Origin of the sequence: Albimonas marina, assembly GCF_029223255.1 — a bacterium.
GTDB lineage: Bacteria > Pseudomonadota > Alphaproteobacteria > Rhodobacterales > Rhodobacteraceae > Albimonas.
On sequence record NZ_JARHUC010000007.1, the window covers coordinates 345,871 to 369,714 of the forward strand.

18 protein-coding genes and 1 pseudogene are annotated in these 23,844 nt (G+C 72.5%); 13 read left to right on the forward strand and 6 right to left on the reverse strand.

The features are described 5' to 3' along the window. Positions 1-309 precede the first annotated feature (309 nt). Positions 310-1,329, reverse strand: a complete 1,020-nt coding sequence (locus tag P2H44_RS19845) for a 1-aminocyclopropane-1-carboxylate deaminase (RefSeq protein WP_275766326.1) — start codon at positions 1,327-1,329, stop codon at positions 310-312. 142 nt (positions 1,330-1,471) lie between these two features. Here P2H44_RS19845 and P2H44_RS19850 point away from each other — a divergent pair, with 142 nt between their 5' ends. Both P2H44_RS19850 and P2H44_RS19855 read left to right on the forward strand, forming a co-directional pair. Next, entirely contained in the window at positions 1,472-1,948 is a 477-nt protein-coding gene (locus P2H44_RS19850) for an Lrp/AsnC family transcriptional regulator (protein WP_275766329.1), read from the forward strand. 143 nt (positions 1,949-2,091) lie between these two features. Further along, complete coding sequence (locus P2H44_RS19855) at positions 2,092-2,493, forward strand: calcium-binding protein (RefSeq protein WP_275766331.1); 402 nt, start codon at positions 2,092-2,094, stop codon at positions 2,491-2,493. Between the two features lie 41 nt (positions 2,494-2,534). On the opposite strand, the gene P2H44_RS19860 is transcribed toward P2H44_RS19855, so the two are convergent. From P2H44_RS19860 to P2H44_RS19870, 3 genes are read right to left on the reverse strand one after another with little or no spacing between them, the layout of a single operon-like run. Further along, entirely contained in the window at positions 2,535-3,590 is a 1,056-nt protein-coding gene (locus P2H44_RS19860; RefSeq protein ID WP_275766333.1) for a TIGR03032 family protein, read from the reverse strand. A 6-nt stretch (positions 3,591-3,596) separates the two neighbouring features. Continuing rightward, complete coding sequence (locus P2H44_RS19865) at positions 3,597-4,094, reverse strand: invasion associated locus B family protein (RefSeq protein ID WP_275766335.1); 498 nt, start codon at positions 4,092-4,094, stop codon at positions 3,597-3,599. After that, on the reverse strand, positions 4,091-6,613 hold the full coding sequence (locus tag P2H44_RS19870) for a beta strand repeat-containing protein (protein WP_275766337.1): 2,523 nt from the start codon (positions 6,611-6,613) through the stop codon (positions 4,091-4,093). The genes P2H44_RS19865 and P2H44_RS19870 overlap by 4 nt, the downstream gene beginning before the upstream one ends. Before the next feature lie 484 nt (positions 6,614-7,097). On the opposite strand from P2H44_RS19870, the gene P2H44_RS19875 reads away from it, so the two are divergent. Then, positions 7,098-8,180, forward strand: a complete 1,083-nt coding sequence (locus tag P2H44_RS19875; protein WP_275766339.1) for a TRAP transporter substrate-binding protein — start codon at positions 7,098-7,100, stop codon at positions 8,178-8,180. Positions 8,181-8,293: 113 nt separating this feature from the next. On the opposite strand, the gene P2H44_RS19880 is transcribed toward P2H44_RS19875, so the two are convergent. Continuing rightward, positions 8,294-8,983 carry an FMN-dependent NADH-azoreductase gene (locus P2H44_RS19880; RefSeq protein ID WP_275766340.1) on the reverse strand — a complete coding sequence of 230 codons (690 nt, stop codon included), beginning with the start codon at positions 8,981-8,983 and terminating at the stop codon, positions 8,294-8,296. A 239-nt stretch (positions 8,984-9,222) separates the two neighbouring features. On the opposite strand from P2H44_RS19880, the gene P2H44_RS19885 reads away from it, so the two are divergent. From P2H44_RS19885 to P2H44_RS19930, 10 genes are all read left to right on the forward strand, one after another. Further along, entirely contained in the window at positions 9,223-10,086 is an 864-nt protein-coding gene (locus P2H44_RS19885) for a LysR family transcriptional regulator (protein WP_275766341.1), read from the forward strand. Between the two features lie 149 nt (positions 10,087-10,235). Continuing rightward, positions 10,236-11,507 (forward strand): pyridoxal phosphate-dependent decarboxylase family protein, encoded by a 1,272-nt coding sequence (locus tag P2H44_RS19890; RefSeq protein ID WP_275766343.1) that lies wholly within the window; start codon positions 10,236-10,238, stop codon positions 11,505-11,507. Positions 11,508-11,728: 221 nt separating this feature from the next. After that, entirely contained in the window at positions 11,729-12,868 is a 1,140-nt protein-coding gene (locus P2H44_RS19895; protein ID WP_275766344.1) for a zinc-binding dehydrogenase, read from the forward strand. 746 nt (positions 12,869-13,614) lie between these two features. Beyond that, positions 13,615-15,456: a calcium-binding protein gene (locus P2H44_RS19900; protein WP_275766346.1), complete on the forward strand. Its 1,842-nt coding sequence runs from the start codon at positions 13,615-13,617 to the stop codon at positions 15,454-15,456. Between the two features lie 920 nt (positions 15,457-16,376). Next, on the forward strand, positions 16,377-17,141 hold the full coding sequence (locus tag P2H44_RS19905; RefSeq protein ID WP_275766348.1) for a hypothetical protein: 765 nt from the start codon (positions 16,377-16,379) through the stop codon (positions 17,139-17,141). Between the two features lie 273 nt (positions 17,142-17,414). Next, complete coding sequence (gene acsA, locus P2H44_RS19910) at positions 17,415-19,106, forward strand: acetate--CoA ligase (RefSeq protein WP_275766350.1); 1,692 nt, start codon at positions 17,415-17,417, stop codon at positions 19,104-19,106. Then, on the forward strand, positions 19,103-21,100 hold the full coding sequence (gene pdhA / locus P2H44_RS19915) for a pyruvate dehydrogenase (acetyl-transferring) E1 component subunit alpha (protein ID WP_275766352.1): 1,998 nt from the start codon (positions 19,103-19,105) through the stop codon (positions 21,098-21,100). The genes acsA and pdhA overlap by 4 nt, the downstream gene beginning before the upstream one ends. Next, positions 21,100-22,308, forward strand: coding sequence for a dihydrolipoamide acetyltransferase family protein (locus tag P2H44_RS19920; RefSeq protein WP_275766354.1), 1,209 nt, complete (start codon positions 21,100-21,102; stop codon positions 22,306-22,308). The genes pdhA and P2H44_RS19920 overlap by 1 nt, the downstream gene beginning before the upstream one ends. Continuing rightward, on the forward strand, positions 22,305-22,562 hold the full coding sequence (locus P2H44_RS19925; RefSeq protein ID WP_275766356.1) for an acyl carrier protein: 258 nt from the start codon (positions 22,305-22,307) through the stop codon (positions 22,560-22,562). The genes P2H44_RS19920 and P2H44_RS19925 overlap by 4 nt, the downstream gene beginning before the upstream one ends. Before the next feature lie 364 nt (positions 22,563-22,926). After that, positions 22,927-23,181, forward strand: a complete 255-nt coding sequence (locus P2H44_RS19930; RefSeq protein ID WP_275766357.1) for a hypothetical protein — start codon at positions 22,927-22,929, stop codon at positions 23,179-23,181. A gap of 590 nt (positions 23,182-23,771) precedes the next feature. On the opposite strand, the pseudogene P2H44_RS19935 reads toward P2H44_RS19930, so the two are convergent. Continuing rightward, a pseudogene (locus tag P2H44_RS19935) lies at positions 23,772-23,844 on the reverse strand (integrase core domain-containing protein); the annotation flags it as partial.

The window sequence follows — 23,844 nt, forward strand, 5'->3', positions numbered from 1 at the left end:
GTCGCGCCGCAAGGCCTGCGGCGTCGCGCTTGCGATCGGTCATCGGAACCACACCCCCCCTCTCACGCCGCGGCGGCGTCGTTCCCCTGGGGAAATCCGCCGGTCCGCTCCTTTTCATATCAGCGCTCTACCGGGGGGTGCCACAGCAATCGACCCGGAGGGGAGGCGCCGCCGGCGCGATGCGGCCGACGCGTCGGGGGAGCCGGGTCGGGAGCGGCGGTCGTCGGCGCCGGCGCAGAGGGGACGCAAGGCCGACGGTCCGGCCCTGCGCCCCGATCCGACGCCGACGCCGACGGGGCGCGCGGAGGCTCAGCCGTCGCGGTAGTGGTAGCTGTAGCCGTTCAGCGCCGGCGCGCCGCCCAGGTGGGCGTAGAGCACCCTCGATCCCTCGGGGAAGAAGCCCTTGCGGGTCAGGTCGATCATGCCCTGCATCGACTTCCCCTCGTAGACCGGGTCGGTGATCATCGCCTCGGTCCGCGCCGCGAGGCGGATGGCGTCGTTTGTCGCCTCGGACGGCACGCCGTAGGCGGGATAGGCGTAGTCGGGGTTGATGACGATCTCGCCCTCGCGCACCGCGCGCCCCAGGCCCACCAGCTCGGCCGCGTCGTCCACGATCCGGCGCACCTGCGCGCGGGTCTGCTCGGGCGTGGCGGAGGCGTCGATGCCGATCACCCGATCGGCGCGGTCCTGGGCGGCGAAGCCCACGATCATGCCGCCCTGGGTCGAGCCGGTGACCACGCACACCACGATGTAGTCGAAGGCGAAGCCCAGCTCCTTCTCCTGCTCGGCCACCTCCTCGGCGAAGCCGATGTAGCCCAGCGCGCCGTACTTGTGCACGCTCGCGCCTGCGGGGATCGCGTAGGGGACGCCGCCCGCGTCGCGCACGGACTGGATCGCGTCCTCCCAGCTCTTGCGGATGCCGATGTCGAACCCGTCCTCGACCAGGCGCGAGTCCGCGCCCATCAGCCGGGTCATCAGGATGTTGCCGACCCGGTCGTAGACCGCATCGTAGTGGGGCACCCACTTCTCCTGCACCACCACGCATTTCATGCCGATCTTGGCCGCCGTGGCCGCCACCATGCGGGTGTGGTTCGACTGCACGCCGCCGATCGAGACCAGCGTGTCGGCGCCCGAGGCGATGGCGTCGGGCACGATGTATTCCAGCTTGCGCAGCTTGTTGCCCCCCATCGCGAGGCCCGAGTTGCAGTCGTCGCGCTTGGCGTAGATCTGCACCTTGCCGCCCAGCGCCTCGGTCAGGCGGGGCAGGTGTTCGATGGGCGTCGGGCCGTAGGTCAGCGGGTGGCGGTCGAATTTGGCGAGCAGCGACATGCGGGCGTCTCCGGTGGTTTGAGCCGGGGAAACGGTAGCAGGAACGCCGCGAGGACGGCTTTCAGAGTCGGGGCTGACTTTTCGAGGACCGCGAGGGATGATCGCTTGCGAGCGCCTGAACCGATCATAATTGCGGCATCTGATGAAAGAATCTTCCACCTACGAGCTCGACCGAATCGACCGCGCCATGCTGCGCGCTTTGCAGGCGGACGGGCGGATCGCCAACGCCGACCTGGCCAAGCGGGTGAACGTCAGCCCGGCCACCTGCCATCGGAGGACCCAGAAGCTGATCGAGGAAGGCTTCATCACCGGCGTCCGGGCGCAGGTCGCGCCCGCGGCGGTGGGCCTGGGCGCGCTGGTGATGGTGGGCGTGGTGCTCGACCGCTCCACCCCCGAGAGCTTCGCCGCCTTCGAGGCCGCCGTGGGCGGGATGAAGGAGGTGCTGGACTGCAACCTCGTCGCCGGCGACTTCGACTATCTGCTGAAGCTGCGGGTGCGCGACATGGCCGGGTTCAACCTGCTGCACGGCCGCCAGCTGATCACCCTGCCGGGCGTCCGCCAGATCCGAACCTTCTTCGTCCTCAAGGAGGTGAAGGACAACGCCCCGCTGTCGTTCTGAGGCGCGAGGGCGTCGCCTATCGGCTGTCGGGCGCCTCGATCGAGCTGGCGGACTGGGCCGACGGCCTGCGCGACGGGTTGATCGACATCCGCAGGATCAGCGGCCTGCCGGACTCCTGCCAGCTCGATGGGAGCCGGGCGGCGATGACCGGCGCCGGGATCGGCGACGTCGCCGGCGACGACGTGCTGATCGGGGGCGCGGGGGCGGACCTGCTCGACGGCGGGGAGGGCGCGGACGCCTACTGGCTGCTCGACCCCGCCTTCGGCGCCGACGAGCTTCTCTTCGTCTCCGGCGAGGATACGCTGCACCTCGCCGCCGCCGGCTTCGCGGAGCTGCCGACCGGCGCGCTGGCGCCGAGCCGCTTCATCGACGACGGCGGCGCGCCCGCGACCGGCGACGCCGTGCTCCTCTACGACGCGGCGACCGGGGCGCTGAGCTACGACGCCGACGGCGACGGCGCGGGCGACCCGGCGCTGATCGCGACGCTGCGCGACGCGCCGGCGCTGTCGGCCGCCGACATCGTGGTGGAGGCGCTGCTGGTCTGAGACGGAGGCCGCCGGACCACGGGGGGGACCCAGGGCCGGCTTCAGGCCGGGGGCAGGGCGATCAGCTGCGCGGCTTCCGGCGACATCGGCGCGACGGCCATCGGGCACAGGGCGCCCGGCGCGACCTCGACGTCGTAGAGCTCGTCCACCGTCCCGTCGATGCGGAACCAGTCCACGCAGACGCCGGTGTCGGCGTCGATCACCTGCACGCCGCACCAGGGCGTGCTGTCGGACTCGCGCAGGCGCCGGTCGAGCGCCAGGCCCTCGAAGCGCGCGTAGCGGGGTTTCGAGAGGCCGACGAAGGCGAAGCGGCCGTGGAAGGTCAGCCCCCGCGCGAAGCCCGGGACGAAGGCGACCGGATGGAAGCGGCCGTCCTCGACGCGGCCCAGCTCGCCCGCGCCGGAGTTCAGGAGCCACAGGCGCCCCTCGTGCACCCGCGGGCTGTGGGGCATCGACAGGCCCTCGCAGGCGATCTCGCCGGTCGCGACCGAGATCGCCACGCCCCCGTCCGCCCGCCGGTCCCGCCAGCCGTCGATGGTGTCCGAGCGCGACGCGGCGGTGACGAAGGCCGGCGCCCCGTCGGCCATCGCCAGCCCGTTGAGGTGGCAGCGGTCCTCGTCCACCAGGGCGCTGACGAAGGACGGGCGCCAGACCGGCGTGAAGCTGTGGCGGTCCGACAGGGCGGCGAGGCAGTTGAACCGGGTGTTGACGAAGATCACCCGGCCGTCGGCGTCCACGCCCACGTCATGGGCGTCGAGCTCGCCGGTCACATGCACCCGGCGCGGGACGTAGCAGGCGTCGAAGATGCCGTTCGCCGCCTGTCCCGGCGCCAGCGCGTTCGCGAACCGCAGGACATGGAAGCCGGCGGTCATCGCGAAGCCCCCGGCCCCGTCGCGGCGCAGCCCCATCGGCTTCGCCAGCGCCGTGTGGTGGACGTTGAGGCCGCCGTCGGGCTTCACGCCGACGAGGTAGAGCCGCCCGGACTGGTAGGACGTGAACAGCAGCGACATCCCCGCCCGCGCCAGCCGCGCCGCCAGCCCGTGGGAGGCGGAGTAGCTCGCCTCGGGCGCGGGCGCGGGATCGGCCGGCTCGCTCATCGCGGCTCAGTCGAGCTTCGCGGCGAGGGCGGCGAAGCCCGCCAGCGGCATCGGCGCCTGGGCGCGGCCGCCGTCCAGCGTCGCGAAGGAGAGCGACAGCGCCTCCCCCGCCGCCAGCGCGGCGCGCAACTCGGCGGTCAGCGCGGTGCGGGCGAAGAGCCCGGCCGGGCCGCTGGTGCGCACCTCGAGGCGCGCGGCCTCCCGCCCGTCGACCAGCAGGCCGACGCCCGCCGGGATGTCGAGGCCGTGGGGCAGCTGCGCGCGCAGGACCAGGGCCGTGGACCCGTCGCCGGCGGGGCCGATGACGACCGAGGCGAAGGTCCGGCCGGTCTCGCGCAGGGCGAGCGTCTGGGCCGCCTCGCACAGGGGGGCGGCGTCCGCCGCGTCGGCGCGGCAGCTCAGCGTCCAGCCGGTGGCGACGATCTGCGCCTCGGCGGCCTCCTGCGCGGAGGCGCCGAGGGCCAGCAGGCTCGCGGCGCAGGCGGCCGCGGCGGATCGGATCACGCGGAGGTCCTCTCGCGCGCCCCGTCCGGCGCGCGCCGCCGCCGCCCGGCGCCCAGCCATCCCATCGCGGCGATGGCGGAGCCGAACAGCAGCGCCGAGGCGGGAACCGGCGTCTGCACCAGGGTCAGGCGCAGGACGTCGCCCTCGGCCCCGTCGATCAGGTCGAGCCCCCAGAACGAACTGGGCAGGCCCTCCGCCGCGATCACGATGTCCTCCAGCGCATCGACGAAGATGTCGCCGGCGTAGAGGACGTCGAAGGACGTGCCGCGCGCCGGGCGGAAGCCGGCGGCGAGCTTCACGTTCAGGATCGCCCCGCCGTCGAAGGTCGCCGCGCCGGTCACGTCGATCGCGTCGTAGTCGACCCCGCCGACCAAGCCGCCCAGCTCGAATTCCAGAAGGCCGCCGGCGGCGATGTGCATGTCGCCGTCGACCTCCAGCAGCCCGGGCGACGCGCCGGGGGCGAGCGTCCCGCCCGACGCCACGCCCAGCGTCGCGTTCAGCCGGCCGAACATCTCGAGCAGCGCGCCCGCCTCGACGTCCACCGCCTCGAACCCGACCACGAGCCCGGCGTCCACCGTGCCGGTCGTGTCGCGGAAGGCGAGGCGGTCCGCCGAGCCGCCGCCGCCGTCGAACCGGGTCACGCCGCTCGCGTCGCCGCCGTCGAAGACCAGCGCGTCGTCGCCCTCGCCCAGCTGGATCCGCCCCGCGACCGAGGCGCCGGAGCGGACCTCGACCGTCGCGTCCCCGTCCGCGTCCACGATCGCCGCGCCCGAGGCCGCGCCGACCGAGGCGCCGGCCGCGAGCTCGATCGCCACCGCGCCGCCTGCGCGGGTGTAGGTGCGGATGCCGGCGCCGGTCCCGCCCTGCACCGCGCCGGAGGCGGCGATGCGCAGCGTCCCGCCGCCCATGTGCCGAGCGCTTATGCCGTCCGAGCCGCCGGTCACGCCGGCGGTCGAGATCTCCATCCCCGTCGTGTAGCCGCCGCCGTAGGCGAAGACGCCGTAGCCCGATCCGCCGGAGACGTCGCCGCTCGCCGTCGCCCGCACCACGCCCGCGCCGAAGCCGCGCAGGTCGAGCCCGTTGACCGCGCCCGCGGCCCCGCCGACCTCGACCACCGCGTCGCCCGCGTTGGAGCGGGCGAAGACGCCGTAGCCGCTCGTGCCGCGCGCGACGCCCGTGAGCGTGACGGACAGGCCGCCGGTGCCGTAGTTGAAGGACCGCACGCCATGGGTGGCGCCGGTCACGTCCCAGGCCGAGACGCTCATCCCCGCGCCGTAGTTGAGCGCGGCGATCCCCTCGGCCCCGCCCCCGGTCACCGCGCCGGCGGTGATCTCCAGCGCGCCGCCGCCCGCGTTGCGCGCGTAGATCCCCACGCCGGCGTCGCCGCGCACCTCGCCGGTGACGGTGATCGTCTGCGCCTCGGTTCCGGTTTTCTTCGCCACGATGCCGCCCGCGCCGCCATGCACGCCGGCGGCCGAGATGCGCAGCCCCGCGCCGCCCGCCTGCGCGTCGATGCCGTGGCCCGCGCCGCCCTCGACCTGGCCGTGCGAGGTCAGGCTCACGTCCTGGCCGCGGGCGTAGATGCCGCCCGCGCCGCCGCTGGTCTCGGCGACCTCGACCTTGACGCCGACGCCGGTGGTCCTGACCCCGAAGCCGGTCGTGCCGGTCACCGCGCCGGTCGCGGTCACCGAGACGCTCTCGGGGAAGGCCGTGCCGCCCGAGGTCTCGACATCGATCCCGTGCCGGCCGCCGGCGACGGTCGCGACGTCGATCGCCGTCTCCCACGCCCGCACCACGATCCCGTCCTCGGCGTCGCCCTGGACGTGGCCGGTCGCCGTGATGCGGCTGTAGCCGTAGCGATAGTCGCCCGTGCCGACGTTGAGGATGTCCCGCCCGACGGCGCGGATGCCGGTGCGTCCGCCCATGACGTCGCCGACGTTCACCTTGCCGTAGGTGGCGTTGAGGTCGATGCCCGTCCCCGCGCTCAGGACGTCCCCGGTGGCGGTGATGTACGTGCCGCGGCCGGCCGAGTTCTTCGGCGTCAGGCTCCGCGAATAGACCCAGATGCCGGCGGCCGCGCCATAGACGTCGGCGACGCCGATGCTCACCGTGCCCTGGACCGAGGCGCCCCGGACGTTCAGCCACTCCGAGCGGATTCCGTAGCCGGTCTCGCCGACGATCTGGCCGGTCGACACGATCTCGAGCCCCGCGCCTGGGAGCCCTCCGCCGCCGTCGTTATGATAGATCCCGCTTTCCCGTCCGCGGATGGTCGATCCGTTCAGGTCGACGAACGAGACGAAGCCGGCGTTCTGGAAAAGATAGATCGCGCTGTCGTCGAGCGAGGTCACGTTCAACCCGAAGCCGGGCTCGGTCGTGACGAACATGGCGCCTGCGGGATTGGCGAGGCCGACGGCGACGTCGGACGGGTCGGCGGCGCCGCTGCAGGTCGCCGTGGTGGAGGAGGTGACGGTGCACGATCCCGCCCAGGCGCCGCGGCCGGGATAGGCGAAGCTCGCCAACGAGGCGATCGCCGTGCCCAGCGCGAGGCGCCCGCGGCTCTGCGGTCTCGGGCGGTCGGGTGCCGGTCTCGACCCGCTCCCCTCGGGCGCGGCCGCCTGCAGCCCGGCCCGGGCCTCCGCCCCGGCGGTCGCCGCGGCCTGAGAACGATCCTGCGCCATCACCCCGCCCCCCAAGGACGCGCGTCCCGTCGAGCGGACGGATCGCCTCCGCATGAAACGCTGCCCCGCGGACCGGAACCTGTCAAGAAAACAGAAACCATGGCGGCGGACCGCGGGGGCGATGGACGATCCCGAACCAATCGCCCCCGCCTTCCCCCGCGGAAGATCCCCGCGCCCTCCGGGCCGGGCCGAGACCGTCGGCGACGGCCGCGGATCGTGCGCGTCGTCTCCGGACCTTCCGTATCCGCCGTTGATGATAACGTATGCGAACGAATCAAAAGAAGGCTGGCCGAAAAGGCGCCGGCCCATGATTAGGGAGAGACCCATGAAGCGCAGGAGTTTCCTCAGAGGTGCGGCGCTCGCCGGCGTCGGCAGCGCGCTCGCCGCGCCGGCCATCGCGCAGAGCCGCAAGGAGATGATCATCGTCTCGGCCTATCCTCGGGACTTCCCGGGCATCGGCATCTCGGTGCAGCGGCTGGTGAAGCGGATCCAGGACCTGTCGAACGGCCAGCTCCAGACCACCTACTTCGCCGCCGGCGAGCGCGTGGGCGCCTTCGACGTGCTGGACGAGGTCGCCTCGGGCAACAGCCAGGCCTACGTCGCCTCCGACTACTACTTCACCGGCAAGCATCCGGCCTACGTCTACTTCTCGACGGTGCCCTTCGGCATGGTCGCCTCCGAGCTGAACGCCTGGGTGAAGTACGGCGGCGGCCAGGAGCTGTGGGACGAGCTGGCCGGCTCCTTCGGCGTGAAGACCGAGCTGTGCTCCAACACCGGCACCCAGGCCGGCGGTTGGTTCAAGAAGGAGATCAACTCGCCCGACGACCTCAAGGGCCTGAAGATGCGCATCCCGGGCCTGGGCGGCGTGGTGATGTCGAAGCTGGGCGTCTCGACGGTCGCGCTTCCGGGCGGGCAGATCTACGAGAACCTCGCCTCCGGCACGATCGAGGCGACGGAGTGGATCGGGCCCTACAACGACTACTTCATGAAGTTCTACGAGGCCGCGCGCTACTACTACACCGGCGGCATGCACGAGCCGGGCACCGCGGCCTGCCTGGGCATGAACGCGTCGTGGTACGGCACGCTGAGCCAGTGGGAGAAGGACGTGATCCGCGCCGCCTGCCTGGAGGAGAACGCCAACTCCTACGAGGAGCTGGTGGCGCTGAACGGCGACTACCTCACGAAGCTGGTCAACGAGCACGGCGTCCAGGTCCGGGAGTTCAACGACGAGCTCTGGGACGCCTTCGGCGAGGCCTCCGCCGAAGCCTTCGCCGAGCTGCGCGAACACTCCGAGATCGCCGCGCGGATCGACGACAGCTACCAGGCGTTCCTGCGCAAGAGCGGCGGCATGATGAGCGCCTTCGAGGGCACCTTCGTCCGTCAGCGCAACCGCGTCCTCGGGATCTGAGCCTAGGCGCCCGCGCGGGCCGTCGCCCGCGCGGGACCTCGCGCCGCGTCGACCGGGACGGGCCCGCGTCGCAGCCCTGGTCGCCGCCGTTCCTTCGGCTTCATGCGCGGACGTCAGACGCCGAGCGGGCCGCCGAGGCCTGCGACGAGCGTCTCGACGAGCTCCGCGACCTCCCCCTCCGCCGCGCGAAGCGAGGCCTGCAGGCGCGCGTCCGCGAACTCGTCGTACTCGGCGGCGATGGCGCGGACGTCGGTGATGCCGATGTAGGCGAAGGCGGTGCGGACCGAGGCCTCGACATGGTTCTGCTCCGCCAGCCGCTCGCCCGGGCCATAGCCGAAGTCGCCGCGGGAGGAGAGGATCACCAGCGTCTTGCCCGCGGGAACCATCGGCCAGTAGGGCGCGCCCGCGCGGCCGCGGTCGAAGCCGAAGGTGCGCCCGACGCGGACGATGTTGTCGATATAGGCCTTGAACTGGGCGGGAACGCTGAAGTTGTACATGGGCACGCCGGCGACGATCACGTCGGCGGCCAGAAGCTCCTCCACCAGCCCGTCGCTTTCCGCGAGCGTCTCCGCCATCCAGGCCTCGCGCGCCTGGGGGGGCGTGAAGGCGGCGTGGATCCAGTCGCCGCCGACCGGCTGCGGCGGGCTCCGGCCCACGTCCCGGTAGACGACGGGATCGTCCGGGCGCGCCTGCCTCCAGGCCTCGACGAAACGGGCGCTCAGCCGCCGGGTGTGGGAGCCGTGGCGCGTCTCGTCGGATCGGCCCGGTCGGGCGCTGGCGTCGATATGCAGAAGGGTGGTCATCTTCGCGCTCTCCGTCGCTGGGAGGGGGTGGGGCATGGCAGGGAGGTACGGACGCCCGGACCCGGCGACAAAGGCGGATGTCGCATCGATGGATGAGTTTGATTCATTCACTCGAGGGAGGAGCGTTCGGCGACGGCCGGCTCTGCTCTCTATGTGCCTGCGTCTGCTGGGTCGCCTGGTCGCCCGCGCGCCCTTCCTCGCCAAGCGAAACTCACGTATCAAGCGGCATGAAACGCGCCATGCCTTCCCTCGCCGCCCTGCGCGCCTTCGAGGCCGCCGCTCGGCTCGGCAGCTTCAAGGACGCGGCCGAGGCGCTCGCGATCACGCCGACGGCGGTCTCCCACCACATCCGCGGGCTGGAGCAGCGCCTCGACGTTCCGCTGTTCACGCGCGAGACGCGCGCGGTCCACCTGACGGAGGCCGGCCGGCGGCTCTCCCGGCGCCTGACGGCCGCGTTCGGGGAGATCGAGGCGGCCCTGGACGAGGTCGAGACGGCGGAGCACGTGCTGCGCGTCTCGACCACGCCGGCCTTCGCGGCGCTCTGGCTTGCGCCCCGCCTCCACGCCTTCCAGGGCGCCCATCCCGAGATCCGCGTCCAGGTCGACACGGGAACCGAGGCGGTGGACCTGCATCGCGACCGCCAGGTCGACGTGGCGATCCGCTACGGCGCGGGCGCGCCTGCGGGCCTGCACGCCGTGCCGCTCGGCGACGAGGCGTTCGGCCTCTATGGGGCGCCCGATCACGTCGCGGGGATCGGCGAGATCGGCGCGGCCACGGTCCTGGCCACCGAGTGGCGGCAGGCGCGGCTCGCCCCCGTGGCGCCGGCCGACTGGCTGGAGGCGTTCGCGCCGGGCGCGCGGCCGACGATGCGCTGGTTCGACCAGGAGCATCACGCCGTCCAATGCGCCATCGCGGGGCAGGGCCTCGCGTTCCTCAGCGACGTGCTGGCCTCCGACATGGAGGGGCGCGGGCTGCTGGCGCGCCATCGCGAGGACGCCGCGGTCCCCGGCCTGCGCTACACGCTGCTGACGCTGCCCGAGCGTCGGCGAACCCGGAAGATCGCCCTCTTCGCCCGCTGGATCGAACGCGCCTTCGCCGGGTGACGGCGACAGCCGCGCCGTCGTGCGTCGCGCCGCAGGCGCGCGCCGCAGGCGCGCGCCGCCCATCGCGCCGCAGGAGCGGGAGGGGCGTCGAGATTTCCTCTCGCCTGCCGCGGTTTCATGCGATGCTCGCCGAAAAAGGGAGGACCGACATGACCGACGACGCTGCGCGCGCCCGCTTTCCTCAAGGCGGCGCCGACTGGGACGATCTGCAGACGCGCATGGCGGGCTTCGCCGAGGGCGACGTCGACTGGCGGCGCGGACGCTCCCCGCTCTTCGTCTTCAAGAACGACGAGGAGACCTACGAGATCGGCCGGCGGGCCTTCTTCGAGTTCTTCAACGAGAACGGGCTGGGCGGCGCCCGCGCCTTCTTCGGCATCGGCCGGATGGAGAGCGACGTGCTCGACTACGGCCTCTCGCTCTTCCAGGCGCCCGACGCGGGCGCGGGCGTGTTCACGCCGGGGGGCAGCGAGAGCATCTTCCTCGCGGTGAAGGCGGCGCGGGACGCCTTCCGCGCCCGGCCCGGCGCGCCGCGCACGGACCTCAACATCGTGATGCCCGACACCGCCCACGCCGCCTTCGACAAGGCGGCCCAGGTGATGGACCTCGAGATCCGGCGCGCGCCGCTGGGACCGGACCGCCGCGTCGACGCGGCCGCGATGGCCGGGATGATCGACGCGCGCACGATGCTGCTGGTGGGCTCCGCCCCCTGCTATCCGCATGGCGTCGTGGACCCGATCGCCGAGATCTCGGCGATCGCGGCCGCGCACGACGTCTGGCTGCACGTGGACGCCTGCGTCGGCGGCTGGCTGCTGCCCTTCTTCGCGGCCAACGGGCGGGACGTGCCGGTCTTCGACTTCCGGCTGGCGGGCGTGCGGTCGATCTCCGCCGACCTGCACAAGTTCGGGTTCTGCCCCAAGCCCGCCTCGACGGTCTTCTACCGCGACGTCGAGGACCGGGATCGCGCGCGCTTCGTGGCGGACGCCTGGCCGTCGGGCGTCTTCCGCACCTCCACCCTCGCCGGCACGCGGCCGGGCGGCGCGGTGGCGGCCGCGTGGGCGGTGCTCAACCACCTCGGCGTCTCGGGCTACCGCAAGGCGGCGGATCGCCTGGCGCGGATGACCGACGCCTACGTCGCCGACATCGAGGCGATCGAGGGGCTGGAGCTGTGGGCGCGGCCGGATTTCTCGATCCTGAACTTCGGCTCGCGCACGCTGGACATGCAGGCCGTCTCCGCCGGGCTCGCCGAGCGCGGCTGGCTGACCACGCTGACGCGCCGGCCGGTGGGCCTGCACCTGATGATGTCGCTGCTGCACGAGGGCGCGCGGGAGGACTACGTCGCCGACCTGAAGGCGGCGGTCGCCGCGGCCCGGCTGGGCGAAGCCCCCGCCGCCGACCCCGGCGGGATGACCTACGCCGGCTGACCGGATCGCCCGCCGGGGGGCGACCCCCCGGCGAGGCGGTTCCTGCATAGCGGGCGCGCCGCCGGTTCCGCCCTCGCGCCCCGCCGCCCGCGGCGAGGCCGCCCCCGACCTTCCGTCCCCGCCGACGCCCGCCCCCGCCCGATCGCGGGGGCGACGGCGCGGAGGGCGGACAAGCCCCCTGCGCGCGGGCATCATGCGCGCGAAACCCCGGGAGGAATCATATGACCATCACCTGCAAGGCCGCCGTTCTGAGAGAGGTCGGCCTGCCCGCCCCCTACGCCGACAGCCGCCCGCTCGCGATCGAGGAGATCACCCTTGACCCGCCCGAGCCGACGGACCTGGTGGTCCGCATCACCGGCGGCGGGCTGTGCCACTCGGACCTCTCGATCATCGCGGGCGTCCTGGGGCGCGGCGTGCCGGTGGTGCTGGGCCACGAGGGCGCGGGCGAGGTGGTGGAGGTCGGCTCGGCCGTGCGCGACGTGGCGGTCGGGGACTCGGTGGTCTTCCAGTTCTCCGCCGCCTGCGGCCGCTGCGCCGCGTGCCTCTCGGGCCGCCCGCAGATCTGCGCGCCCAACGCCGAGGCCCGCGCGAAGGGGGAGCTCCTTTCGGGCGGCTCCCGCATCCGGGACGCCGAGGGGCGGCCGCTGCGCCACCATTCCGGCGTCTCGTGCTTCGCGGAATACGCGGTGGTGAACCGCGGCAGCGTCGTGGTGGTCGACCGCGACACCCCGCAGCGGACGGCGGCGCTGTTCGGCTGCGCGGTGATGACGGGGGTCGGGGCGGTCGTGAACACGGCCGGCGTGCGCCCGGGCGAGACGGTGGCGATCTTCGGCCTCGGCGGCGTCGGGCAGTGCGGGATCATGGGCGCCAAGCTCTCGGGCGCCGGGATCATCATTGGCGTGGACCCCGAGCCGGCGAAGCGGGAGAAGGCCAAGGCGCTCGGCGCGACCCATGTCTTCGACTCCGGCGACAACGACCTCGCCGAGAAGATCCGCGACCTGACCCGCGGCGGCGTCGACTACGCCGTCGACCTGGCGGGCGCGGTCCCGGCGCTGGAGGCGGCCTACGCCGCGACGGCGCGCGGCGGCAAGGTGATCACCGCGGGCATCGCCCCGGCCGGCTCGACCTTCGCCTTCTCCCAGCCCGACCTGGTGCTCGAGGAGAAGTCGATCCTGGGCAGCTTCATGGGCTCCTGCGTGCCGGTGCGCGACATCCCGCGGTTCCTCGAGATGCACGCCGCCGGCCTGCTGCCGGTCGATGCGCTGGTCGACCGGGTGATCGGCTTCGACGAGATCAACGAGGGCTTCGACCTGCTCGCCTCCGGCCAGGCGATGCGCCAGATCCTGGCCCCGCACGGCTGAGCGCGACGCGCGCGCCCCGCGCCGAGCGGGGCCGCGCCGGACCCCGGGGGCGCGCACGACCCGCCTATGGAAGCGCGCGCCCGCCCCGCTCATCCGGCGGTTCGGGCGCGCAGGTTTCCGACCCTCGGAACCTGCCGCCCTGCCGGGCGAGCGCTCCATGGCCGCTCTGCGCCGCCGCACAGACCGGCGGCGCTTCCGGCCCGGATCTCCTCCACGGCCCGCCGTCCAACGCGAAGGCGGGCGGAGCGGGGGCCTTGGATCGGACCTTCTCCACCGGTCGCCCGAGCTGGACGGACCGCTTGCGGGGCGGCGAGCGGCAGAGCGTCGGCCTCTCTGCGCCAAGCTTCGGCGTCCCTTCGCAGGCGTCCATGGCGCCTGCTTCACCGCGCCAGGCGTGGTCGAGTTCTCGAACACCGGAAGCCTGTCGGGATCCCTGGCCTCGGCGATGACGTCCTGAACCTGCGCGCGCTGAACATCGAGATCTCGACCTCGGTGGGCGACGTGAACGCGGCGTCGCGGCCGCCGCTCCGGGGGCGGCCCTCGTCCCCCGCCGGGCGGAGCGGATGGCTTTCGCCTTGATCGGGGGCGACGGCGCGCGCAAGCTGACGGCTGGGACCGCGATCCGGGATCCCGGTTCACATTCGATCGTCGAACGCCCGTGCGCCGCGCCGCCGCGCCGGTCCGCTAGGCCTCGAGGCGTCCGCTCGCGGAGCCTTCCATTTCAGACCGCCAGGAGATTTCAAGTCATGAGCCTGCTGCTCCGCACCTGGGACGAAGTCGAGGATTTCCGCTTCGGCTTCGACCTCGACGCCGACCGGATCCTCGAAGTGCGGCGCGACACCGGCCATGTCACGACCGTCGCCCCCGAGGTCACGTATATCGCCTATGACGAGGACTATTACATCCACGGCTTCTGGTACTGGCGGCACATCATCGACACCCGCCTGTTCGCCGACTTCCTGAGGGCCCACGCCGACCTGCTGGTGGATGACGACGGGGACGGCGTGGCGACCATGCCCGACGCCTACGTGCACTTCCCCAAATGGGCCGACACCCGCACGTCCTTCACCGGCACGGATGCGGACGAATACATCAGCCCGGACACCTACGACGGCCAGAACATCAACGCGGCCGGAGGCGACGACGTCCTCTTCATCGGCGTGCCGTACGAAATGAGGGGCGCCTGGGGCGTCCAGAGCAGGGCCCACGGCGGCGAGGGCGACGACCTGCTGGTCTCCGGCATGGACGGAACGGTGCTGTTCGGCGACGCGGGCGACGACGTGCTGATCTCGGGCGACGCGCGCACCGGCCGGCCGCGCAAGGGCAGCGAGCTCTACGGCGGCGACGGCGCCGACGATCTCTCCACCGGGAGCAGCGTCGACACGCTCTACGGCGGCGCGGGCGACGACATCTACCGGTTCGAGCTGGGCGACCGCGACGACCGGGTCAAGGATGCGGACGGCGGCAACCTGATCGTCTTCGGCGAGGGCGTCGCGCTCGAGGATCTGGCGTTCACGCGAAGCGGCACGCTGCTGACCGTCTTCTACGGGAACGCCCCCGACGACTCCCCCAACTACGTCCGGATCGAGGGCTTCTACACGACCGCGGACGCCGACCTGCCGTGGGTGGGCGCCGGCTTCGGGGACCTCTCCTTCGTCGACGAAGGGGGGGAGACGCGGCATTCCCTGGTCGACCTCGTCGGCGGCGTGCAGGCCGAGCGCATCGGCCAGGCGGGCATCGTCGAGGTCGCCCAGGCCCGGCGCGGCGACGCCGTCTGGGTCGCGTTCGACGCGCCGATCGAGAACGCGGTGGTCGTGCTGGGCGCGATGACCCGAAACGGCCTGCAGGCGGCCACCAGCCGCGTGATCGACGTGACGGACGAGGGCTTCTTCCTGCGGATCGACGAATGGGCCTACATGGACGGCCGGCACCTGGCCGAGGAGATCAGCTGGATGGCCGTCTCGGCCGGAAGCTGGCTCCTGCCCAGCGGCGACCAGCTGCAGACCGGCCGAACGCAGGTCGACAGCAAGTGGACCTCGGCCGGGTCCGACGCGGGTCTCGCCGGCGGCGCCTCGGTCTTCTCGACCGTGCAGGGCGAGGCCGAGGCGACGCCGGTCACGACCCGCGTGCGCCACACCGCCGAGGCCGCCTTCCAGCTCCGCCTGCAGGAGGAGGAGGGCTCGGACCACCTGCACCCCGAGGAGACGGTGAACTGGATCGCGGTCGAGCATGGCGCGGCCGCGGTCAACGACATCGACCGCCCGTTCGAAAGCTGGCGACGCGAGATCGCCCCGGGCCTGGACCCCGAAACGGCGGTCGACGGCGACTACGACGAGCATGTCTTCGCGCAGAGCTTCGCCCAGAGCTACGGGTCGCGGCCTGCGCTGTTCGCCGCGCTCCAGACGTTCTACGGGCGCAATCCCGCGAACGTCCGCCTGACCGATTGGGACGAGACCGGCTTCGCCGCCTTCGTGCAGGAGGAGCAGTCGCGCGACGACGAGCTGAACCACAAGCCGGAGGGCATCGGCTGGGCCGCGTTCGCCGAGGGCGCGATCATGGGCTTCAGCGCCGACGCGACGCTGCTCTAGCGGGCCTCGCTCGCGACGACCCCGGCCGGAGGGACTGGCCTCACGGCCGTCCAGTTCGTGTGCGGCCATGACGAGGGTGCTGCCGATCCTGCGCGACATGCGGCGGTCCGAACGTTCATGGAGCGTTGGCTGAACCGTCGAGGCATTGGAGGGATGACGTCCGCCGCCTCGCGCCGCGCGGAGGTCTTCGGCAATGCTCCTGGCGAGCGACTGCGGCCGGGGGCGTTCGTGCTCCCGTCTCGCCTGGCTGTCAGGCGGCTTCGCAAGCGCCTGAAAGCGTTCGACTCTTCTGCGTCCGACCCTCGGGCTCACCAGGCTGACACATCGAAGAGCGTCGGTTCCTGGGCCCAGGTGCACGGATGGCACCCGGATTGAAGTCGGGAGCTTTCGTGTCGAAATAAATACATTATATCAACGGCTTGAGGGTCTTTTCACTTGGGCGGCGCAGTCGACAGGTTCGGAGACCGCCGGCCCGCAGAGACGGCTTGCTGGCCTGTCCGCAACCAGGCAGGCGAACAGCCGACGCCCTGCACCCCCGCCCCCCACGAAGAAATCCCTCCGAAGCGGGACCTGCGCGGGCCGTTCGCGCACGGCGCTTGGCGCATGAAAGGGGGCCTGGAACGAACGGTCTCGACCCGCGTGCGTGGCCGCCGGAGTGCAGGTCGCGGCCGCCGGTCGCGTTTTTCTTCCCGTTCTTCCCGCGCGCCCGGCCCCGGCGGCGGACAGCCGCTGGAACGCGGGCTTTCCGGCCGTCGGCCGGCATCGCTCGATCGGCGTCCGGGTGATCTCGATCAACGCGGTGGACCGGCGCTCCGACGACTTTCGACGGTGCATCGTCATCGCAGCGTCGGGCCAGAATCATGCCGACTCCGACTTCTCCTCGCCCGCCCGACGGTTCGGCCGGGAGCGATCCGCTCCGAATGGAGATCGTCCAGATCGAGACGCTTTCGCCGGCGCGCCGCGGCGAACTCTCCCGGGAACTCTTCCCGATCCATGCGGAGATCTTCGCCGGCATCGACCGTTCCGAGTTCGACGACTGGGTTCTCATGGACCATGCCGAGGCCACGCGGGTGCTGGTGCTCCGCACGGCCGAGGGGGCGGCCGTCGGCTATTGCGCGGTCCATCGATATGATCGGCTTTTCCTCGGGCGCCCGAGCACGATCTTCCGGGCCGAGGCCGGGTTGCTGCCGGCCTTCCGCGGCCACGCCTCGGTCTGGCGCTTCGCCTTCTCGACCGCCCTGCGCTTCAAGCTGCGTCACCCGCTGCGGGCGGCCTTCTACCTGGGGATGCTCGTGCATCCGTCCAGCTACTGCCTGCTGGCGGAACGCATCCCCGCGATGGTTCCGAGCCGCAGGCGGCCGGCGACGCCGGAGATGGTCCGCGCCATGGACGCGCTCGCCGAGAGCTTCGACGAGCCGGCGGTCGGCGGCGACCCGCTGGTGCGCGACGTGGGATGGGCGACGCGCGAGACGGACGCCGAACGGGACGTCTGGCGACGCAGCGACCATCCCGACGTCCGCTTCTTCCGACGGCGCAACCCCGGCTACGTCGAGGGCCACGGCCTTCTGACGCTGGCGCCTCTGACCTTCGCGACCCTCTTCGGCGCGCTGGTCCGGCACCTCGCGCTCAAGGTCCCGTTCGTGAGGCGTCGCCTCGGGTTCTCGAGGCCGACCCGGATGACCTGACCTCACGGCCGCCGCGCCTTGGCGGGGCAGCGCCCACCCGCGCCCGCGGAGGGCCGGCGGGATCTCGCCAGCAGAAACTATCGGATACGAATGCAACGATGGGCATGATCGGCGGGAGCGGACCCGATGGCTCCCGGGACGAGTTCCGCCCCGGTCCGGAGCGCGGGAGGCGGCGATGGCCGACCGAGGCGCGCGCAGGCGCTACGTGGAATTGACCTGCGTCATGTCTTTTCGCGCGGAGCGGCGCGATCCTCTCTCCCAGGGAGAGTGGTCATGGATGATCGAAGCGCCGAACGCTCCGTCGCGCCGTGGTCCGGGGAGGGCGTGGCCGCCGACGCCCCGGACGGGTTCGTCAACATCGCGTGGGAGGCCGTCGACCGCCACGTCCGCGACGGGTTCGGGACGGAGCGCGCGATGCTCTGGCTCGGCAAGGACGGCGGGCGGCTGGCGTTCTCGTATGCGGACCTCGCGGAGGCGTCTTCGCGCTTCGCCAACGTGCTGGCGGCCCGCGGGATCGAACGGGGCGACGGCGTCTTCGCGCTGATGGGCCGGACGCCGGAGCTCTACGTCGCGGCGCTGGGCGCGTTGAAGGCCGGCCTCGTCTTCACCCCCCTGTTCTCGGCCTTCGGGCCGGATCCGATCCGAACCCGGATGGAGATCGGCGACGCCCGCGTGCTGGTGACGACGGCGCCGCTCTACCTGCGCAAGATCGCGGACTGGATCCACGCGCTTCCCTCGCTGAAGCTGGTCCTGATCGTGGGCGAGGACGCGCCGGAGGGGTGCGTTGCGCTGGCGCCGGCGATGCGCGGCGCGTCGGCGGCGTTCGAGACGGTCCGCACGGGCCCGGAAGACCCCGCGCTGATCCACTTCACCTCGGGCACGACCGGCAAGCCGAAGGGCGTCGTGCATGTCCACGACGCCGTGCGCTATCACGCGTTCTCGGGGCGCGAAGCGCTGGATCTGCGGCCGGGCGCGATCTACTGGTGCACCGCCGATCCCGGCTGGGTGACCGGAACCTCCTACGGCATCGTGGCCCCGCTCGTGAACCGGGCGCGGATGATCGTGGACGAGGCCGAGTTCGATCTGGAGCGCTGGTACGCGACGATCGCGCGCGAGAAGGTCGAGGTCTGGTACACCGCCCCGACCGCGATCCGCATGATGATGCGCTCGGGCGAGGCGGCGGCGAAGGCCTGGGACCTCTCCTCCCTGCGCTTCCTCGCCAGCGTCGGCGAACCCCTGAACCCCGAGGCGGTGATCTGGTCGCAGAAGGCGTTCGGCCAGCCCTTCCACGACAACTGGTGGCAGACGGAGACCGGGGGCATCATGATCGCCAACCGCCCGGGCATGGCGGTGAAGCCCGGCTCGATGGGACGGCCGATGCCGGGGATCGACGCGGCGGTGGTCGAGCATCGCGGCGAGGCGGTCGCGCTTCTCGGGGACGACGAGGTCGGCGAGCTGGCGCTTCGCCCCGGCTGGCCGTCGATGATGCGCGGCTACCTGCACGAGGAGGCGCGGTTCCGCAAAGCCTTCGCCGACGGCTGGTACCTGTCGGGCGACCTCGTGCGACGGGACGCCGAGGGCTATTTCTGGTTCGTCGGGCGCGCGGACGACCTGATCAAGACCTCCGGCCACCTGGTCGGCCCGTTCGAGGTCGAGAACGCGCTGATCGAGCATGAGGCCGTCGCCGAGGCGGGCGTGATCGGCGTGCCGGACGAGACGGCCGGCGAAGTCGTGAAGGCCTACGTGACCCTCAACCCGGGCTTCGAGCCGGGCGAGGCGCTGGAGCGCGAGATCCGCGGACACGCCCGCAAGCGGCTGGGTCCCGCCGTCGCCCCGCGCGAGGTGGTCTTCCGCAGGAGCCTGCCGAAGACCCGCTCCGGCAAGATCATGCGACGCCTGCTGAAGGCCCGCGAACTCGGGTCGCCGGAGGGCGACATCTCCACGCTGGAAACGGACGAGACATGACCGTGACCGACAAGCCGAAGCTCGACCGCGCGCATGTGCTCGCCCTGCTGGGGGCGATGATCCGCATCCGCAAGTTCGAGGACGCCTGCGCCGAGCTCTACACGCAGGAGAAGATCCGCGGGTTCCTCCACCTCTACGACGGGCAGGAGGCCGTCGCCGTCGGCGTCATCCCCGTGCTGGAGCCGCGCGACCGCGTGGTGGCCACCTACCGCGAACACGGGCACGCCCTGGCGCGCGGGGTCCCGATGCGGCGGGTGATGGCCGAGATGTTCGGCAAGGTCGAGGGGTGCTCCGGCGGCCGCGGCGGCTCGATGCACCTGTTCGACGCCGGGACCAACTTCTACGGCGGCAACGCGATCGTGGGCGGAGGGCTGCCGCTTGCGGCGGGGCTCGGGCTCGCGGACCGGATGCGGGGGGAGAGCCACGTCACCGCCTGCTTCTTCGGCGAAGGCGCGGTGGCCGAGGGCGAGTTTCACGAGGCGCTGAACCTCGCGGCCCTGTGGAGGCTGCCGGTTCTGTTCGTGTGCGAGAACAACGGCTACGCCATGGGCTCGGCGCTCGCCCGGACCGAGGCGCAGACCGACGTCGCCGCCAAGGCCGCCGCCTGCGGGGTCGCGGCGCGCCAGGTGGACGGCATGGACGTCGTCGCCGTCGAGGTCGCGGCCCGCAAGGCGCTGCGGCAGGTGCGCGAGACGGGCGCGCCCGCGCTTCTCGAATGCCTGACCTACCGGTTCCGGGCGCACTCGATGTTCGACGCGCAGCTCTACCGCGACAAGTCCGAGGTCGAGGCCTGGCGCAAGCGCGGCCCGATCGTGAAGTTCCGCGGCTGGCTGCTGGAGACCGGCCTGATCCACGAGGCCGACGTCGCCGAGATCGAGGCCCGCGCCGACGCCGAGATCGCCGACGCCGTCGCCTTCGCCGAGGCCGGCGCCTGGGAGCCGACGGAGAGCCTGACGCGCCACGTCCTGGGCCCCGCGCCCGCGCCCCCGAAGCCGCCCGCGCCGTCCGGCGAGACCGTCGAGACGACCTATCGCGAGGCGATCCGGGAAGCGATCCGCGAGGCGATGCGTCGCGACGAGCGGGTGTTCCTGATGGGCGAGGACGTGGGCGCCTACGGCGGATGCTACGCCGTCTCCAAGGGGCTGATGGAGGAGTTCGGCGAGGACCGCGTCCGCGACGCGCCGCTGGCCGAAAGCGGCTACACCGGCGCGGGCATCGGGGCGGCGGCGGCTGGGATGCGCCCGATCGTCGAACTGATGACGGTGAACTTCTCGCTGCTGGCGCTCGACCAGATCCTGAACACGGCCGCCACCCTGCGCCACATGTCGGGCGGGCAGTTCGGGGTTCCCCTGGTGATCCGCATGGCGACCGGCGCGGGCAAGCAGCTGGCCGCCCAGCATTCCCACAGCCTCGAAGGCTGGTACGCGCATATTCCGGGGCTGAAGGTCCTCGCGCCCGCGACGCTCGAGGACGCGCGCGGCATGCTCTGGACCGCGCTCCAGGACCCGGATCCGGTCCTGATCTTCGAGAACGTGATGCTCTACAACATGACGGGCGAGATCGACGCCGCGGCGGGGGCCGTCGACATCTCCCGCGCCGCGATCCGTCGGCCGGGTCGGGACATCAGCCTGATCACCTACGGCGGCTCGCTCTTCAAGACGCTGGCGGCGGCGGAGCGCCTGGCGCAGGAGGGCGTCGAGGCGGAGGTCGTGGATCTGCGCTCGCTGCGCCCGCTGGACGACGCGACGATCATGGCCTCGGTCGCGCGGACCCGCCGCGCGCTGGTCGTGGACGAGGGCTGGCGCAGCGGCTCGCTCGCCGCCGAGGTCTCGGCGCGGATCATGGAGCAGGCCTTCTGGTCGCTCGACGCGCCGGTGGATCGCCTGTGCTCGGTCGAGACGCCGATCCCCTATCCCAAGCGCCTCGAGGACGCCGCCATCCCCCAGGCGGACACGATCGCGGCCGCGGCGCGGCGCGTGCTGGGGCGAGGCTGATGGGCGTCTTCCGCATGCCCTCGCTCGGCTCCGACATGGAGGCCGGAACGCTGGTCGAATGGCTGGTCAAGCCGGGCGACGCGGTGCAGCGGGGGGACGTGGTCGCGGTCGTCGAGACCCAGAAAGGCGCCATCGAGATCGAGTGTTTCGAGGCGGGCCGGGTGGCGACCCTGATCGCCCAGCTCGGCGACGAGCTCCCGGTCGGCGCGCCGCTCGCGCTCATCCTGGCGCCGGGCGAAGCCGAGCCGGAGCCGGAGGCGAGGCCCGACGCCGCTGCCGCGCCGCGCGCGTGCGCCCGCGCGCCTGAGGCTGCGCTCGCGCCCCCTGGGTCGGCGGCCGCGTCCGAGGCGTCGCCGCCCCCCGGTCCGGTCGCGCCACCCGGCCCGCTCCCGCCCGGCGTCCGCGCATCGCCGGCCGCGCGGGTCAGGGCGCGGGACCTCGGGATCGACCTCCGGTCCCTGGCCGGCAGCGGCCCCGACGGCGCGATCCTGCTCGACGACCTGGGCGCGCGGCCGGGTCCTGCGGCGGTCGGGCGCGCGTCGCCGCGGGAGGAGATGCGCAAGGCCATCGCCGCCGCGATGAGCCGCTCCAAGCGCACGATCCCGCATTTCTACCTCGCCAGGACGATGGACGTTCAGCCGGCGATCGACTGGCTCGCCCGTCGCAACGCCGACGCGCCGCCCGAGGCGCGGGTGCTGTTCGGCGCGCTGGTCGTCCGCGCCGCGGTCCTCGCCGCCGCGGATGTCGAGGCGGTGAACGGCCGTTACGTCGACAACGCGTTCCACCCCTCCGCCAAGGTGAACCCCGCCATCGTGGTGGCGCTGCGGGGCGGCGGCCTCGTGGCGCCGGCCCTGCAGGATGCGGCGGGGATGGACCTCGACCGCACGATGGCCGTCATGCGCGACCTGGCCACCCGCGCGCGCGCCGGCCGGCTGCGCTCCTCCGAAGTGGGGCAGGGCACGATCACCATCTCCAGCCTCGGCGAGACCGGGGTCGATGCGATGGCCGGCGTCATCTTCCCCCCGCAGGTCGCCCTGCTGGGCGTGGGCGCGCCCCAGGTCCGACCCTGGGTCGTGCAGGGCGCCGTCGTGCCGCGCACGGTCCTGACCCTCACCCTCTCGGCCGACCATCGCGTCGCCGACGGACGCCAGGGCGCCCGCTTCCTGACCGCGATCGAGGCGCGGATCGCATCGCCGGAGACGCTATGACCGAGGACGAAATCCGCACCGCCTTCATCGAGGAGCTCGTCAAGGTCGCGCCCGACCTCGACGCCGCCGGGATCGGCGCGACCGATCACCTCCAGGACGATCTTGGGCTCGACTCGATGGATGTGCTCAACCTCGTTGCCGCGCTGCATGCGCGGCTCGGCGTGGACGTGCCCGAGGCCGACTATCCGCGCATCGCCACGCCGGCGAGCGCCGCGACGTATCTTGCCTCGCGCCTCGCCCCCCCTGGCGCCTGACCCGGGACCGGAAGCGCCGCCGGCCGCGCCGGCCGCCGTCGATGCGCGAAGGGAAGGGGGCTGGATCCACCTGCGCGCGGCCCTCGGCGCCCGCCGCGGGCATCGCCCGCCCCCCGCAACGGCGTCTCCCCCAGTGAAGCCGGGACGGTCCCGGCGCTCGATGGACCTGTCCGACGCGTCGCGATCCCTGACCTGGCTTCAGGGTCGTCGGCGCCTTTCGCGTCGTCGGCCAGGGTCCCGGTCCGGGACGGGTTTCCCTTCCCGAGAAGCTTACGTAGCGAAACCTCCCGAATTCAATTCTGATGGCGCGATGACTCGCCCAACGGGAGGATGCGGGATGATATCGCGAGAGGACATCATCGGAATGAGCGGCCTTGACGAGGCCGAGGTGGACGCTCTGTCCGAGCATGAGCATCTGCCCGAGGCCGCGGCCGCCGCCTTCGGCCATTGGCTGCTGTCGGAGCCCGACGGCGCGCGACGCATCTGCGAGATGATGCGCGACGACATCCGCGCGGCCTGGCGCAAAGGCGACCGGGCGCATGCGCGCGAGCTGTTCGCGGCGCTCCACCATTTCGCCCGGATCCACAAGTCGGAGCTGATCACCAAGCCCACCGCGTGAGGCGGGCCGCTCTCGAGCCGCGGCCCATGCTCGGGCGGACGGTCGATGGCGCGCGACATCCGGACGTCCCCCCAGGGCCGGCGACGACGCGAACCAGGGGGCGAACGCTGCGCGGGGGCAGGGTCGCCGGGATCGAACGCTCTCCCGTGGTGGGTTGGAGCGCGTCCATTGATGCCTCGGCGTCGGCCGCTGCAAGGGGACTTCGCGCCGACCTTTCCCGCGCGGGCGCGGACACTGGTCGAGACGTCTGGCGATAGCTGCGTGCGCAGTCGTCGGCTGGAGCGAGGCTGCGAGATCACGCGACGCCTGGATACGGGGGGAGAAGCGCATGCGCCGTCCCGCGCCGCTCCTTTGCAACGACGGCGTTCGTCGCTAGCGACGTCTCTTTGAACCGAAGCCTGGTTGCGGGAGCCGCGCACTACGCCCGGAGAGGCGGGAGAGGTCGTGCACGGAAGGGTCAGGCCTAACGACGACCCTGCGCCTGCGCTGACCCCGAAGGTTGGACCGCCCGGTTCTGGAACTCCCGGGCTTCGTAATGATGGCAGGCCGGGGGCGCCGCTGACGTCGGTGAGCGATATCGGGACCTTGCACCCGATTGCGCTGTGGGGTCGATCTTCGTTGTAGAGCCTGCGCCAAGCCTCCATCTTTTCGCGGGCGTCGGCA

What these genes read in the sequence shown, in the direction of transcription:
- P2H44_RS19845 (WP_275766326.1), bottom strand. Translation starts at nt 1,329, where the DNA reads ATGTCGCTGCTCGCCAAATTCGACCGCCACCCGCTGACCTACGGCCCG.
- P2H44_RS19850 (WP_275766329.1), top strand. Translation starts at nt 1,472, where the DNA reads ATGAAAGAATCTTCCACCTACGAGCTCGACCGAATCGACCGCGCCATG.
- P2H44_RS19855 (WP_275766331.1), top strand. Translation starts at nt 2,092, where the DNA reads ATGACCGGCGCCGGGATCGGCGACGTCGCCGGCGACGACGTGCTGATC.
- P2H44_RS19860 (WP_275766333.1), bottom strand. Translation starts at nt 3,590, where the DNA reads ATGAGCGAGCCGGCCGATCCCGCGCCCGCGCCCGAGGCGAGCTACTCC.
- P2H44_RS19875 (WP_275766339.1), top strand. Translation starts at nt 7,098, where the DNA reads ATGAAGCGCAGGAGTTTCCTCAGAGGTGCGGCGCTCGCCGGCGTCGGC.
- P2H44_RS19880 (WP_275766340.1), bottom strand. Translation starts at nt 8,983, where the DNA reads ATGACCACCCTTCTGCATATCGACGCCAGCGCCCGACCGGGCCGATCC.
- P2H44_RS19885 (WP_275766341.1), top strand. Translation starts at nt 9,223, where the DNA reads ATGCCTTCCCTCGCCGCCCTGCGCGCCTTCGAGGCCGCCGCTCGGCTC.
- P2H44_RS19890 (WP_275766343.1), top strand. Translation starts at nt 10,236, where the DNA reads ATGACCGACGACGCTGCGCGCGCCCGCTTTCCTCAAGGCGGCGCCGAC.
- P2H44_RS19895 (WP_275766344.1), top strand. Translation starts at nt 11,729, where the DNA reads ATGACCATCACCTGCAAGGCCGCCGTTCTGAGAGAGGTCGGCCTGCCC.
- P2H44_RS19900 (WP_275766346.1), top strand. Translation starts at nt 13,615, where the DNA reads ATGAGCCTGCTGCTCCGCACCTGGGACGAAGTCGAGGATTTCCGCTTC.
- P2H44_RS19905 (WP_275766348.1), top strand. Translation starts at nt 16,377, where the DNA reads ATGGAGATCGTCCAGATCGAGACGCTTTCGCCGGCGCGCCGCGGCGAA.
- acsA (WP_275766350.1), top strand. Translation starts at nt 17,415, where the DNA reads ATGGATGATCGAAGCGCCGAACGCTCCGTCGCGCCGTGGTCCGGGGAG.
- pdhA (WP_275766352.1), top strand. Translation starts at nt 19,103, where the DNA reads ATGACCGTGACCGACAAGCCGAAGCTCGACCGCGCGCATGTGCTCGCC.
- P2H44_RS19920 (WP_275766354.1), top strand. Translation starts at nt 21,100, where the DNA reads ATGGGCGTCTTCCGCATGCCCTCGCTCGGCTCCGACATGGAGGCCGGA.
- P2H44_RS19925 (WP_275766356.1), top strand. Translation starts at nt 22,305, where the DNA reads ATGACCGAGGACGAAATCCGCACCGCCTTCATCGAGGAGCTCGTCAAG.
- P2H44_RS19930 (WP_275766357.1), top strand. Translation starts at nt 22,927, where the DNA reads ATGAGCGGCCTTGACGAGGCCGAGGTGGACGCTCTGTCCGAGCATGAG.